Annotated in this window: 12 protein-coding genes; 4 read left to right on the top strand and 8 right to left on the bottom strand. The window is 66.2% G+C overall.

Features of this window, described 5'->3' with window-relative positions; all coding sequences use genetic code 11:
• Entirely contained in the window at positions 1-1224 is a 1224-nt protein-coding gene (locus DT069_RS12150) for a glycosyltransferase family protein (RefSeq protein WP_119460571.1), read from the bottom strand.
• 196 nt (positions 1225-1420) lie between these two features.
• On the opposite strand from DT069_RS12150, the gene DT069_RS12155 reads away from it, so the two are divergent.
• From DT069_RS12155 to DT069_RS12165, 3 genes are read left to right on the top strand one after another with little or no spacing between them, the layout of a single operon-like run.
• The gene (locus tag DT069_RS12155) at positions 1421-4132 is read left to right on the top strand and encodes an ABC transporter transmembrane domain-containing protein (RefSeq protein ID WP_119460572.1); all 2712 of its coding nucleotides are present in this window, start codon (positions 1421-1423) and stop codon (positions 4130-4132) included.
• Positions 4133-4145: 13 nt separating this feature from the next.
• On the top strand, positions 4146-4601 hold the full coding sequence (locus DT069_RS12160; protein WP_119460573.1) for a cyclic nucleotide-binding domain-containing protein: 456 nt from the start codon (positions 4146-4148) through the stop codon (positions 4599-4601).
• 17 nt (positions 4602-4618) lie between these two features.
• Positions 4619-5107 carry a class I SAM-dependent methyltransferase gene (locus tag DT069_RS12165; RefSeq protein ID WP_119460574.1) on the top strand — a complete coding sequence of 163 codons (489 nt, stop codon included), beginning with the start codon at positions 4619-4621 and terminating at the stop codon, positions 5105-5107.
• A gap of 115 nt (positions 5108-5222) precedes the next feature.
• On the opposite strand, the gene DT069_RS12170 is transcribed toward DT069_RS12165, so the two are convergent.
• Both DT069_RS12170 and DT069_RS12175 read right to left on the bottom strand, forming a co-directional pair.
• Positions 5223-6011 carry an exodeoxyribonuclease III gene (locus DT069_RS12170; RefSeq protein WP_162913176.1) on the bottom strand — a complete coding sequence of 263 codons (789 nt, stop codon included), beginning with the start codon at positions 6009-6011 and terminating at the stop codon, positions 5223-5225.
• A gap of 470 nt (positions 6012-6481) precedes the next feature.
• Positions 6482-7270 (bottom strand): gamma-glutamyl-gamma-aminobutyrate hydrolase family protein, encoded by a 789-nt coding sequence (locus tag DT069_RS12175; protein WP_119460576.1) that lies wholly within the window; start codon positions 7268-7270, stop codon positions 6482-6484.
• A 133-nt stretch (positions 7271-7403) separates the two neighbouring features.
• Between DT069_RS12175 and DT069_RS12180 the strand changes: the two genes are divergently transcribed.
• Positions 7404-8219, top strand: coding sequence for a sterol desaturase family protein (locus tag DT069_RS12180; protein WP_425450186.1), 816 nt, complete (start codon positions 7404-7406; stop codon positions 8217-8219).
• Positions 8220-8230: 11 nt separating this feature from the next.
• Here the strand turns inward: DT069_RS12180 and DT069_RS12185 are convergent, their stop codons facing one another.
• The 5 genes from DT069_RS12185 to DT069_RS12205 form a co-directional block, all read right to left on the bottom strand.
• Complete coding sequence (locus DT069_RS12185; protein WP_119460577.1) at positions 8231-8905, bottom strand: LolA family protein; 675 nt, start codon at positions 8903-8905, stop codon at positions 8231-8233.
• A 6-nt stretch (positions 8906-8911) separates the two neighbouring features.
• A complete protein-coding gene (locus DT069_RS12190; protein ID WP_119460578.1) occupies positions 8912-11329 on the bottom strand; it encodes an FtsK/SpoIIIE family DNA translocase in 2418 nt (805 codons plus the stop codon).
• Complete coding sequence (locus DT069_RS12195) at positions 11326-12594, bottom strand: aminotransferase class I/II-fold pyridoxal phosphate-dependent enzyme (protein WP_119460579.1); 1269 nt, start codon at positions 12592-12594, stop codon at positions 11326-11328. The genes DT069_RS12190 and DT069_RS12195 overlap by 4 nt, the downstream gene beginning before the upstream one ends.
• Before the next feature lie 198 nt (positions 12595-12792).
• Entirely contained in the window at positions 12793-14115 is a 1323-nt protein-coding gene (locus DT069_RS12200) for an ammonium transporter family protein (RefSeq protein WP_119460580.1), read from the bottom strand.
• A gap of 10 nt (positions 14116-14125) precedes the next feature.
• Positions 14126-14464: a P-II family nitrogen regulator gene (locus DT069_RS12205; protein WP_119460581.1), complete on the bottom strand. Its 339-nt coding sequence runs from the start codon at positions 14462-14464 to the stop codon at positions 14126-14128.
• Positions 14465-14558 lie beyond the last annotated feature (94 nt).

Below are 14558 nucleotides of genomic sequence, written 5' to 3' on the forward strand. Positions count from 1 at the left end.
TCAGCGCGCTTTGCGCCCGGCCAGCTGCAGGCGCGGCCGTCGACCATAATCGAGCCATTGGTCGGCCAGGCGGCCAAGATTGGTCTCGCCGTCGAGGAGGCCGGGGATCACCACGTCCGAAGGGCGGTTCTGCTGCGGCAAATCTCGCAGCGCGGTGGCCATCTTATGCGCATCGTTCTTGCCGCTCTCCGGCAGCATTCGCACCAGCCCCAGCTCGGCGGCGCGCGCCGCCCGGATGAACTGCTCCATGCGCGGCGTGGTACGCGGCACGATCAACGCCCGCTTGTCGAAGGACAGGATCTCGCAGAAGGTGTTGTAGCCGCCCATCGCCACTACCCCGGCGGCGCGGGCCATCAGGGTCTCGATCTGGGCATCGAACGTGATTGCCTCGACCTTGTCGAGGCAAGATGCCCGCGCCAAGAATTCCGCCTGTCGCTGCGATTGCATGAAGGGTCCCAGCACAAGCAGTGCCGGATAGGGCATGGCGGGATCGGTTTCATAGGCGCGCAGGACCCAGTCGATCACGTCGTCGCCGTCACCGCCGCCGCCGGTGGTGACCAGCAGGAACGGTTCCTCGATCTTCTGCAGCGGCGTGCCCGGCGTCGCATGCGGCAGCTTGCGCGGCAGATAGCCGGTGAAGGTCATCTTCTTGCGCACCGACCGGGGCAGCTCGATACCACCCAGCGGATCGCAGATCTGAGGCAGGCCGTAGACCCAGATGTCGTCGAACAGGTCGCGCAGGGCCGGGATCACCTTCTTGCGCGCCCATTCCGGCGCCAGATGGCTCGGCTCGTCCATCACATCGCGCAGGCCGAGGATTAGCGGCACTCCGCGATCCTTCAGCATCATCAAGGTGTCCTGCACCTCGCCCCGCAGGCCGAGAGGCTCCTTGTCGACGATGAACAGGTCCGGATCGAAGATGTCCGCGGTGTGACGGATGATGGAGGCCCGCATCGCCAGCGTCTGATCGATATCGATCGGCAGGCTGAGCGGCGTGTAGTCGCCATTACGAAGCTTGATCACGCCGGGAATGCGGACGAAATCGACGCGGGTACGGAAGTCGAAGCTGCCGATGATCGGCGAGCCGCTGAGGATCAGGACCGACAGGTCCTTGTCGTGCTCGACCAGGGCATGCGCGATCGCCCGGCATCTGCGCAGATGGCCGAGGCCGAAGGTGTCATGACTATAGATAAGAACGCGACCCGGTTTCCGGATGTCGGTCATCGTCGGCTGCCGCCTTGGCCGGTTTTCCCCGGGCCGGTTTGTCGAATGCCCCTGCGCCGGACTATGCCACAGCCCGCCAAGCACAGAAAAGCAAAGATTCCGTGAACGCTGCCGCCCATTCTCCCTCGGAGGGAACTGGGTTATGGTGGTCGTCGGGTGAAGACCCAACATAAGGCGCCTCTCGCCTCTGCGGATCATGGAATCCAATCTGTTCAGATATATTCTCCGGCACAGCCGCAAGGAGCAGATCGGCATCCTGCTGATCGTCGTGCTTTCGCAGGTCTTCTATTTCCTGTCGCTGGACCTGCCCCGGCTGATCATCGACCGGGCGATTCAGGGGCAAGGCTTCGAGAGCGCCGACGACACCACGCGCTTCCTGAATGTCGAGCTGCCGGTACCGGACTTCCTGTCCGGGCCGGGACAGGACGGGCGATGGACGCTGTTCGAGGGCTTCGAGCTCGAGCGCGTCCCCTACCTGGTGGCACTCAGCCTGATCTTCCTTCTGCTCGTCTTCATCAACGGGCTGTTCAAGTTCGTCATCAACACCCGCAAGGGGCAGCTCGGCGAGCGGATGCTGCGCCGGCTTCGCTACACGCTGTTCGACCGTGTCCTGCGCTCGCCGCAATCGCATCTGCGCAAGATGAAGCAGGCCGAGATCGCGACGATGATCAAGGACGAGGTCGAACCGCTCGGCGGCTTCATCGGCGATGCCTTTGTACAGCCGGTCTTCCTCGGCGGACAGGCGCTGACGGCGCTGATCTTCATTCTGGTGCAAAGCGTCTGGCTCGGCCTGATCACCATCGCCGTGCTACTGCTGCAGGCCGTCATCATCCCACGGCTGCGTGTGCGAATTCTGCAGCTGGCCAAGCAGCGGCAGCTCACGGCGCGGCAGCTCGCCGGGCGGGTCGCCGAGATCGTCGACGGCTCGGCGGAGATCCACATCCACGACACCTCGAACCTGGAGCGCGCCGACATCGCCCAGCGGCTCGGCCGCATCTACCGCATCCGCTTCGACCTCTATCAGTGGAAGTTCGCAGTCAAGTTCCTGAACAACCTGCTGGCCCAGGTCACGCCGTTCCTGTTCTATCTCGTCGGCGGCTATCTGGCGATCACCGGCCGTCTCGAGATCGGTAGCCTCGTCGCGGTGATCGCGGCCTACAAGGACTTGCCCGGGCCGGTCAAGGAACTGATCGACTGGGACCAGCAGCGCCAGGACGTGCAGATCAAATACGAGCAGGTGATCGAGCAGTTCAGCCCTTCGACCCTGCTTCCGGCAAGGCTCCAGGATCCGAACGCCGACGCCGGAGAACCGCTCGCCGGTTCCGTCACCGTTTCGAATCTGTCGCTGACCGAGGAAGGGGTGGGCAAGGTGCTGGATGGCGTCAGCTTCGCCTTCGATCTCACGGAGCATGTCGGCGTCGTCGGCCCGCCCGGGCATGGCAAGGAAATACTGGCGCTCGTTCTGGCCCGCCTCGTGGAGCCGACCGGCGGCACGGTCTCGATCGGCGGCCGTAATCTCGTGAGCCTGCCGGAAGCCGTGACCGGGCGCCGTATGTCCTATGCCGGGCAGGACCCCTATCTGTTTCCGGGCAGCCTTCGCGACAACCTACTCTACGGCCTGAAGCACCGGCCGCTGGTCGCGCCGGACTATGACGAAGAAACGCAACGGCGGCAAAGGGCCTATGCCGCCGAAGCGCGGCGCGCGGGCAATCCGGAGTTCGATTTCGCCGCCGACTGGATCGACTATCAGGCCGTCGAGGCGAGCGGGCCGGAGGCGCTCGACGCGTCGCTGATCGAAACCCTGCATCTTGTCGAGCTCAACGACGACGCCTATCAGTTCGGCTTGCGCGGAACGATCCAGCCGGATCGCGAGCCCGATCTGGCGGCAAGACTCATCACGGCCCGCGGCGATCTGCGCAGCCGGCTGGCCGACCAGTCCTGCACGGGCCTATTCGAGCCCTTCGACCGGAAGCGCTACAACCGCAACATGTCGGTCGCCGAGAATATCCTGTTCGGGACCCCGCTCGGCGACCGGTTCGACACCGAGCAGATCGCCCGGAACGCCTACCTCCGGTCGGTCCTGGAGCGGGTCGGGCTGATCGGCGATCTGCTCGAGATGGGCCGGCGGATCGCCGAAACGATGGTCGAGCTGTTCGCGGACCTGCCGCCGGGCCATCCCTTCTTCGAGCAATTCAGCTTTATCGGTTCCGACGATCTGCCGGACTTCCGCGCCTTGCTGGCCCGGATCGACAAAGAGGGGCTTGGCAGTCTGGACACCGCCGACCGGGCGAGGCTGATCGGCCTCTCTTTCCCCTATGTCGAGGCGCGGCATCGCCTCGCCCTGATCGATCCGGTAATGGAGGAGCGTATCCTGGTCGCCCGCCGAGCCTTCGCCCGGCACCTCCCGGACTCGCTCCGCGATGCCGTCGAATTCTATGATGAGACGCGCTACAACAGCGCCGCCACGCTGCAAGACAACATCCTGTTCGGCCGCGTCGTCTACGGCCAGGCGCAGGCCCAGGCGCATATCGGGGCGCTGATCGCCGAGGTGGTGGATGCGCATGACCTGCGGCCGGCCATTCTCAGGGTCGGGCTCGGATTCCAGGTCGGGAACGGCGGCAAGCGGCTGACGCCGACGCAGCGCCAGAAGCTCGGTCTCGGACGGGCCCTGGTCAAGCGCCCGGATTTCCTCATCGTGAACGAAGCGACCGCGGCGCTCGACGGCGCCGCGCAACTCCGCATGGCCGACAATATTCTGGCCGCCTGTCGCGGCCGCGGCGTGCTTTGGGTTCTGCATCGCGACGATCTGGCGGAGAAGTTCGATCGCGTCCTTACCCTGCGCCACGGCCGGCTGTTCGAGGATAGCCGCCGAGAGACGACCGGCCGCCTGGTCGCCGCGGGACATTAGAGGAGACTGAGTCGTGAGCCTCAACGAAGAAGTCGAACTGCTCCGCCGCATTCCAATGTTCGCGAAGATCGATCCGCCGAAGCTGAAGCTGCTCGCCTTCGCCAGCGAGCGGCTCACCTTCGAGGCCGATCAGGAGCTGTTCCGGCAAGGCGACATGGCGGATGCCGCCTATATCATCATCGACGGCACGGCCGAGGTGCTCATCGATACGCCGAGAGGGCCGCTGCAGGTGGCGACGCTCGGCATCAACGACTTCGTCGGCGAGATCGGCATCATTTGCGACGTGCCGCGCACGGCGACGGTCCGGGCAACCACCCGGCTGACGACGCTGAGGATCACGAAGGATCTCTTCTTTCGAATGATCACCGACTTTCCGGCGATGGCGGTTGAGATCATGCGGGTCCTCGCCCACCGGCTCGAACATACGACCCAGCAACTGCGCGAGGTCTCGACCGGATCTGCGCCTTAGAAGGAGGTCGACGGCCAATGAGCCGTCTCGACAGCTTCATCCGCCGCCTGGAGGCGCAGCGCGCCTGCCTCGACCACGCGGCCGACCTGATTCGGGACCTGCCGGGGCGGATCCTGGAGATCGGACTCGGAAACGGCCGAACCTACGACCATCTGCGGAAGCTGCTGCCCGATCGCGAGATCTTCGTCTTCGACCGGCAGATCGCCGCCCATCCCGACTGCATTCCCCCGGCCGGCTATTTCCTTCCCGGCGACCTGCGGGAGACGCTTCCCATCGCGGCCCAGCTATTCGGGCCGACCGCGGCGCTGATCCATGCCGATATCGGGACGGGCGATGTCGCGGCCAACCGCCAGCTTGCCGCTGCGCTCGGACCGACCGTGGCGCGGTTACTCATGCCCGGCGGGGTCGCCGTCAGCGATCAACCGATGCCGTGCCTCGCGGCCTTGCCTCTGCCCTCCGGCGTCGCCGTCGGGCGTTATCATCTCTATCGCTCCGCCACGGCCTGATCCGATCACATCGAACCAATGTAATCGGATCAGGCCCTATTCCATGAAATAGAGGGCGATTTACCGATCAGGTTGATCCAACCTAATCGGATCGCACTCTAGGCCAAGCCGCAAGTCATTCCAGGTCGACAACGACAGGCACGTGATCCGACGGCGTGTCCCAGCCGCGCGCCTCGCGGACCACCTCGGCGGCATGCAGCGCAGGTGCCAGCGCCGGCGTCACCCAGACATGGTCGAGGCGGCGGCCTCGGTCGGAGGTCTCCCACTCGCGTGCCCGGTAGCTCCACCAGCTATATAGCCGTTCCGTAGGCGGAATGAAATGCCGCACGGCATCAACCCAGCCGAGCGACGCCTGCAAATCCGCCATCCGCGCGACCTCTACCGGCGTGTGGCTAACGACGTTGAGAAGCTGCTTGTGCGACCAGACGTCGGTTTCCAGCGGCGCCACATTCAGGTCGCCGAGAAGCAGCAGTTTGTCCTGCGGTGTCCGATTGGCCGTGAACCATTGGGTCATTTCGTCAAAGAAACGGAGCTTGTGCTCGAACTTCGGATTCTGTTCCGGGTCCGGAATGTCGCCGCCGGCCGGGACATAGAAATCATGCAGCTCCAGCCCGCCGGGAAGCCGGACGATGGCGTGGCGGCAATCCGCGCGACCGCACCATCCCTTGGTTTCCTGATGGTCGAAAGGGACACGCGACAGGACGGCCACGCCGTTATAGCTCTTCATCCCATGCGGCAGGATATGGCGATAGCCGAGCTCGACCAGCCGGTCGAGCGGGAAGTCGCCATCCTGAACCTTGGTCTCCTGTAAACAGAGAACATCGGGCGAATGGCTGGCGACGAACCGGGCGATGTTGTCGAGGCGTAGGCGAACCGAGTTCACGTTCCAGGTTGCGATGCGCAGGCTCATCGTGTCCTCTCGCCGCACGCGCAATCGTATCGGACCCGAAAAGAGTCAGTCATGAGAGCTCCCCCTGCGATGATCCGGCGCCGGCTATCGTTGCGCCATGGCAACAACCCATCCGCGCCGGATCGGATAGTGCCGAACCGGATGACGAAAGGCGGTTATAACCGAAGAATGCGGGAATGGCACGGCGGAACGCCGCTTCTCGAATCCTGTTGGAAAATCTTTGAAGTTCAGTGCCTTGCCGGTCCAGAGAGGCGAACGCCCGGCCAGGGGGGGACCGGGCGTTCTCAGTTCCTCTCGGAGCCTGGCAGTGGTAGGGGAGGCCACCCCAGGCGATCATAGCCGTTGCGGCCACGACCACTGTCAAGAATAAAATTGGTAGCCTGTTAAGGCAATTTCAATCGTCTCGCCGAGAATCTTTTATGCATCGCCGACAAGCGACACATCTGCTGATCGCATGGCCTGGCTCAGGCGGCCTTCTCGCCCCGCCGGGCCGCCCGCAACCGCGCCCGTTCCCGCGCGGCGGCGCCGAACGCGGCGAACAGGGCGCGGGAGACAGGGTTCTCCAGCACCCGATATTCCGGGTGCCACTGCACTCCAAGGGCGAAGCTCTTCGCCGTCACGACGCGGACCGCCTCGACTACGCCGTCCGGCGCCACGCCCTCGACCACAAGCCCGTCCGCAAGACGGTCGATGCCCTGCCAATGCAGCGAATTGACCTCAATCCGTGTGCTCCCGACAAGCTTCGCGATCAGCCCATCCGGCGTCAGCGACACCGTGTGCTGCGGACCATATTTCTCCTCATAGGGCACGTCTTGCGGCGCGCGATGGTCCAGTCGGCCCTCGCGGACATGAAGCTGCTGCTCCAGCGTCCCGCCAAGCGCGACGTTCAACTCCTGGAGTCCTCGGCAGACCGCGAAGATTGGCAAGCCGGCGGTCAACGCCGCGCGAATCAGCGGCAGAGTCGTCGCGTCCCGCGCCGGATCCTGCGGGCTTGCCGGCCGGTCCTGAGGGCCATCGTAAAGATGCGCCGCCACGTTGGACAGGCTGCCCGTGACGAACAGACCGTCGAGGCGTTCCACAAGGTCGGGAATATCATAGCTTTCGCCTAATGCCGGGATCATCACCGGCAGCCCCCCGGCCCCCAGCGCCACCGCTGCGACATATTTCTCGCCGACCGAATGAAACGATGCCCCCTCCACCTGCTTGACACAGGCCGAAACGCCGATCAGCGGCGAGTCTCTCTCGATCTTCATGATATCCTTCCGTCAGAATCCCCCAGCGAATGTGGCGATTTGCCGCGATTCTGGCAAGAGGCGGCCTCCGACCCCGAATCCCCCGGCCTCGAATCCATTGGCGGGCCGGCCACCGGCTGCCATATTCCCTTTCATGATGGCTTCCGTCGAGTTCTTGCTCGCTTATAAGGGCCTGGTCGTCGGCGCCTGTCTCCTACTGCTGTTCGCAGGCGAACGGCTGCTGCCGGCCGCGCCACCGCCGGAGCCCGGGCCCGGCGAGCCGCCCGGCGGTTTCCGCCGCCTCGCCCGTAATGGCGGCCTCTGGTTGATCAATCTGGGGCTATCGCCGCTGATTGTGGTTCCGGTTTCCGCCTGGGCGGCGGCCAACAGCCTCGGCTTCCGGCCCGACTGGTGGAGCGGCTGGCCGGGCCTGGTCCTGGACGTCGTTCTGCTCGATCTCCTGATCTATTGGTGGCACCGCTTCAATCACGAGCTGCCGTTCCTCTGGCGCTTCCACCAGGTCCATCACCTCGACCGGTTCCTCGACTCCAGCTCGGCCCTCCGGTTCCATTTCGGGGAGGTGCTGCTGTCCGCCGTCGCGCGGGCCGCCGTCATCGTCGTTCTCGGGATTCCGCTGCTCTCGGTGCTGGTGTTCGAGACGCTGCTGCTGTGCGCCACGATCTTCCACCATTCGAACCTGCGGCTAGCGCCGGGGCTGGAGTGCCGGCTGGCGAAGGTCGTGATCACCCCGTCGATCCACTGGGTGCATCATCACGCGATCCGGTCGGATACGGACTCCAACTACGGCACGCTGTTCAGCGTCTGGGATCCTCTGTTCCGCTCGCGGAGCGCCACGGCGCGTCGGCCGGACATGAAGATCGGCGTCGAGGGCCGCGCGGAACGATCCTTGCCGCAATTGCTGCTGCAGCCGTTCCGCCGGCGTTCGCTGCGCCCCCTCACGGCGAACTAGGCTATCAGCAACTAAAAGCGCCCGCTCTGCCGCCGTGTCCGCGGTGTGGCGAACAGCGCGTTCGCCAGCGGCGCGCCATAGCTCACATTCTCGAGAGTGATATGGACGTCCCGGCCCCGGGCGTCGGTGATCGTCCACTGGCGGAGCTCCAGCGGGTCCTCGCTGAAGACCAGCTCGACCGAGCCCGCATCCCGGTTGTCGCTTTGATACATGTCGACGCGCAGCACACCCGGTCCACGCTCGACGTCGGTGACCGTGATGTCGTCGGTCAAGTCGATCGGATCGCGCAGCAGGAACCAGGCCGGCGTCGAGCGCAGCGGCACCTGCGACAGCTGATCGAGCTCGGAATCGTAATAGCTGACGAGCGTGCCATCGGCGACCAGCAGGACCGGAACCGGCGGCTCGTACTCCACGCGCATCTGTCCGGGGCGGCGGAGATAGATCGTCCCGTAAGCCACGCTGCCGTCCTCGGCGACTTGATTGAAGCGTGCACGCAGGGTGTCGATACCGTTGAGGTAACGCTCGACCCGCGCCAGGTCCGCCCGGTCCGTCTCGGTCAAGGCCGCGGCGGCCGTCCGGGCGCCGACCGGGATCAAAACCGCTCCGAAGGCCATGAGCCCGGCGGTACTGGTGAGATTGCGGAGGATCCGCCTCCGGCTGAACGCTGTCCTGATGCTGTTCGACATTCTCTCCTACTCGATGTCGTCGATGTTCCGCCCCAGGACCTCGCGCTTGCCGACATGGTTGGCCCCGCTGACGACGCCCTCCTTCTCCATCCGCTCGATGAGCCGGGCGGCGCGGTTGTAGCCGATCTGCAGGTGGCGCTGAACGAAGCTCGTCGACGCCTTGCGCTCCCGGCAGACCAGGGCCACGGCCTGATCGTACAGCGCATCGCCGCTGCCACCGCCATCCAGGCCCAGATCCCCGCCCTTCTCCTCGTCGTCGCGGGTGACCTCCTCTATATAGGTCGGCTCGCCCTGCCGTTTAAGGAATTGCACCACCGACTCGACTTCGTTGTCGCCGACGAAGGGGCCGTGGATGCGGGTGATGCGGCCGCCATTCGCCATGTACAGCATGTCGCCCTGGCCGAGCAGCTGCTCGGCCCCGGTTTCGCCCAGGATCGTGCGGCTGTCGATCTTCGAGGTCACATGAAAGCTGACCCGGGTCGGGAAGTTCGCCTTGATCGTGCCGGTGATGACGTCGACCGACGGGCGCTGCGTCGCCATGATGATGTGGATCCCGGCGGCGCGCGCCATCTGCGCCAGGCGCTGGATCGCCGCCTCGATGTCCTTGCCGGCGACCAGCATCAGGTCGGCCATCTCGTCGACGACGACGACGATGAAGGGCAGCGGCTCGAGGTCGAACGGCTCCTCCTCATAGATCGGGCTGCCCGTCTCGGGATCGAACCCGGTCTGCACCCGCCGAGTCAGGATCTCGCCGGCTTCGCGCGCCTGGGCCGCCCTTGCGTTGTAGCCCTCGACATTGCGCACCCCCAGCTTTGACATCGCGCGATAGCGCTCCTCCATCTCCCGCACCACCCATTTCAGCGCCACGATCGCCTTGCGCGGCTCCGTGACCACCGGGGTCAGAAGGTGCGGGATGCCGTCATAGACCGACAGCTCGAGCATCTTCGGGTCGATCATGATGAACTTGCATTTGTCGGGCGGCAGCCGATAGATCAGCGACAGGATCATCGTATTGATCGCGACCGACTTGCCGGATCCGGTCGTGCCCGCGATCAGGAGATGCGGCATCCGCGCGAGGTCGACGATGATCGGTGCCCCGCCGATATCCTTGCCGAGGACGAGCGCGAGCTTCGCCGCCGTCCGCTCGTAAGCCTCGTCGGCCAGCAGCTCGCGGAGATAGACGGTCTCGCGCCGCCGGTTGGGCAGCTCGATGCCGATCACGCTGCGGCCGGGCACCACCGCGACGCGCACCGACACCGCGCTCATCGAGCGGGCGACATCGTCGGCGAGGCCGACCACCCGGCTCGTCTTGGTGCCGGGCGCCGGCTCCAGCTCATAGAGCGTCACCACCGGGCCGGGCCTGACCTTGACGATCTGGCCCTTGACGCCGAAGTCCTCCAGCACCGATTCGAGCAGCCGCGCGTTCTTCTCGAGCGACTCCTCATTGACCCGCTGTGCGCCGCGCGTCGTCGGCTGCTCCAGCAGTTCTAGCGGCGGCAGGGCGTAATCGTCGCCGGGGAGCAGGTCCAGCGTTGCTTGGTTGCTGGCGGCGCGCCGGCTCGCCTTCGCCTTGGGCTTCTTGACTTCGACGCGCGGGGCGGAAGCCTGCCGGCCGCCGGAGGCGGTGAGCGGCGGCGTCGGGATGTCGATCGGCGCCGCCTGACCGGGTTCGTCGAGCTGCGGCTCGAGCCGGTCCCTCCCGCCGGACTTTCCGCTGAGCCGCTGCTGCCGGCGCAGAGCCGCCCCCGCGCGATCGCCACTACGCCGCAGCATTCCGTAAACCCGGGCGACGCTCCGGCCGGCGCCTTCGACCACGCCGGCCGTTCCGCGACCGAAGGCGAGATAGTCGAGCCACGGGATGCCGAGGGTGAAGAACAGCAGCGCCAGGGCGACGACCGCGCCGGCAAGCCCGATCGGCGTCGTGCCCGTCCCCAGCAGACCCAACAGCCCGGCATCCCCCTGCGGGCCATACAGCAGCAGGGCTCCGGCCGATCCGCCGAAGCCCGTGGCGGCCGGCCAGTTGTCCGTCGCCGGCACCGGGGTCAGCGCGATGGCGGCGGCCAGGATCGCCGCCGGCAGAAGCGCCAGGCGTAGCCAGCCGCGGCCGATCCGATAGTGGCGCAGCAGCCGCCAGCCCCAGGCAAGCAGGCCGATCGGCAGCACGAGGCTAGCGAGCCCGACGCTCTGCAGCGCCAGGTCGGCGGTGTAGGCGCCTGGCAAGCCCAGAAGATTCCGGACCGGCCCGTCCACGGCCTTGTTCAACGACGGATCGGCCGAATCGAAGGTCGCCAGCGCTAGCAAGAAGGCCAGCGCTGCTAGAATCAGACAACCGCCGGCCACCTCGGTCGCCCGTCGGCTCAGGAAGGCCTTCGTTCCCGCCGGGAAGATGGTCATCCGGCCAAAGATGCCGCTGGAGTCGCTCATGCCTTATCCCCAAACGCTACAGTGTGGGCACTGCCCCCCTCGGCCGCGATCGGCGCATCATCCAGCACCGCGACGAGGCGGCGAAGCCCCTCGGCGGTGGTCGCGGCATCATAGACCAGGGCGACGCGGATGTAACGGTCGCCCGGCCCACGATTCCCTCCCTCGGTACTATCGGGCCGCGCCATATAGGCGCCCGGCAGGACGCGAACTCCCGCCTCGGCCCAAAGCCGCCGCGCCGCCGCCTCCCCGTCACCGACATCCAGCCACAGGAAGAAACCGCCGGCCGGTCTGACGAAGCCGAAGCGGTCGCCGAGAATCTCGGCCGCCACCGCGAAATTCTCGCGATAGCGGGCGCGCCCGGCCTCGACATGGGCCTCGTCGCGCCACAGCGCGGCCGAGGCGGCGAGCACCGGCAACGGCGGCGCCACGCCGCCGAAATTGACGAGCTGCGCCTGCCGCTGGACGAGGCGCGGGTCGCCGGCGACGAAGCCGGACCGCAGCCCTGCGGCGCCCGAGCGCTTCGACAGCGAGTGGAACACCATCACATTCGTCAGATCGCCACCCAGCGCCGCGCAGGCTTCGAGCGCTCCCGGTGGCGGCGCCTCGGTATAGGTCTCGGCATAGCATTCGTCGAAGGCGACGACGAAATCATGACGGCGCCCCAGCTCGATCCAGCACTGCAGATAGGCCAGATCCGCCACCGCGCCCTGCGGATTGGCCGGCGAGCAGACATAGGCGAGCGCCGTTCGGTCGAGCAGATCGCGGTCGAGCGCGTCGAGATCGGGCAGGAAGCCGGTTTCCCGTGTCGCCGGCAGAAACACCGGCTCCGCCCCCGCGACCGCCGCCGCGCCGGCATAGACGTGATAGAACGGGTTCGGCATCAGCACCGCCGGGCGGACTCCGTTGCCACGCGCTTCCGGCACCGCCGACAGCGCGATCATGAACAGCGCCTCGCGCGATCCGGCGGCCGGCAGCAGATGGCGGTCCGGGTCGATCAGGCCCGCCGGCAGCCGGTATCGGCGCATCAGCCACTCGCCGACCGCGGCGCGGAAGTCCGGCGTGCCGACCGCCGGGGGATAGCGCGACCATGAGCCCGCGTGGCGGTCCAGCTCCGTGTGCAGGATCGGCGGCGGCGCATTCTGCGGCTCGCCGACCGAGAACAGAAGCGGCGCGCCGGACCCGCCGGGCGTCAAATCCTGCAGCAGCGCGTTCAGCCGGGTGAAGGGATGAAATCTGAGAAGCGGCTCGAGCCGATCAATCAGCATCCATCACACCGCCGGGGGCGACTGAAGGAACGACTCGGGACGAAAAACTGGTACAAAGCATAAACAGGTTCTATCGGTCCTGTGGCCGGAACACAAGATCGCGCGCCGAGAGACGTTTCGGCGCGGCGGATCTCTAAGAAAAAACGGCCCGAAAGGCAAGCCGCCTTTCGGGCCGGAGGCCTGGAGGAAGGGGGGGGCTCAGATCATCTGAGAGCCACGGCCGAACTCGGGATAGGCCTCGAGCCCCAGCTCAGCCTGGTCGAGGCCGATCATTTCCGCCTCCTCGCTGCAGCGGATGCCGATGGTGGCCTTCAGCACCGCCCAGACAATCGCGGTGGCCGCCGCGACGAACGCGCCGATCGCGACTACGCCGGTCAGCTGGGTCAGGAACCCGGCATCTGGATTGCTGAGCGGCACGGCCAGCGTCCCCCAAATCCCGCAGACCAGATGCACGGAGATCGCGCCGACGACGTCGTCGATCCGCAACCGATCGAACATCGGAACCGCGAGCACCACGAGCGCGCCGCCCACTGCGCCGATCGCGATCGCCAGGGGCAGGCTGGGCGTATCCGGCCCGGCGGTGATCGAAACCAGCCCGGCGATGGCGCCGTTCAGAGCCATCGTCAGGTCCACCTTCCCATGCAAGATCTGGGTGAGCGCCATCGCCGCCACGACACCGCCGGCGGCGGCCATGTTGGTGTTGACATAGATCGTGGCGATGGCGATCACGTCCGCCGCCGACCCCAGGGCGAGCTGCGAACCGCCATTGAAGCCGAACCAGCCGAGCCACAGGATGAAGGTGCCGAGCGTCGCCAGGGGCAGGTTGGCGCCGGGCATGGGATTGATGTGGCCGCCTGCCGTGTACTTGCCCTTGCGGGCGCCGAGCAGGATCGCGCCGGTGAGCGCCGCCCAGCCGCCGACGGAATGGACGATGGTCGAGCCGGCGAAGTCCACGAAGCCCAGTTCGGCGAGCCAGCCGCCGCCCCATTGCCAGGATCCGGCGATCGGATAGATGAAGCCTGACAGCAGGGCGGTGAAAAGGAGGAACGGCCAGAGCCTGATACGCTCCGCAAGCGCGCCGGATACGATCGAGGCGGTGGTTGCCACGAAGACCATCTGAAAGAACCAGTCCGAGGCGGCGGCATAGCCGCCGCTGAAATCGCCGGCGAGGGCCGCCGCGTCGTCGGCGCTCCAGAAACCGAGGCTGCCGATGACGCCGCCATCGACTCCGGCATAGAGCAGGTTGTAGCCGGTCAGATAGAACAGGATGCCGGCGATGCCGTAGAGGGCGATGTTCTTCAGGCAGATCGCCGCGGTGTTCTTCGTCCGCACCAGTCCGGATTCGAGCATGGCGAAGCCGGCGGCCATGAACATGACCAGAAAGCCATGCACCAGGAAGGAGAACGAGTTCAGGATGAACGCCGTTTCCTCAGCAACCTGCGCCTGCGCCGGTGCTGTCGTCCCCAGGCCGACAGCGCCGATCGCTGCGGCCGCAATCCAGAGTTTCCGTGTGAACGCCATCCCGTTTCTCCTACAAAGCGGCTTCGTCGATTTCGCCGGTGCGCACTCGCACCGCGTGCATGAGGTCGAGAACGAAGATCTTGCCGTCGCCGATGCGGCCGGTTGCCGCGGCGGCCTGAATTGCTTCGACCACGCGGTCGGCCAGACTGTCGGGGACCGCGATGTGCAGCATCACCTTCGGCAGGAAATGCACCCGATATTCGGTGCCGCGATAGATCTCGGTCTGCCCGCGTTGCCGGCCGAAGCCCTTCACCTCGCTGACGGTGACGCCATGCACCCCGACGGCGATCAGGGCATCCCGGACCTCGTCGAGCTTGAACGGCTTCACGATCGCCAGGATCAGCTTCATGTCCTGCACTCCCTGCTGCCGCGCCGCGGCGTCCTCGTTCCGCTCGCCGGCGTTTCAAGAACCGTGCCGCTTCCGGCGCGACGGGCGATTCGGG

The sequence above is a fragment of the Virgifigura deserti genome, assembly GCA_003576685.1.
GTDB lineage: Bacteria > Pseudomonadota > Alphaproteobacteria > Dongiales > Dongiaceae > Virgifigura > Virgifigura deserti.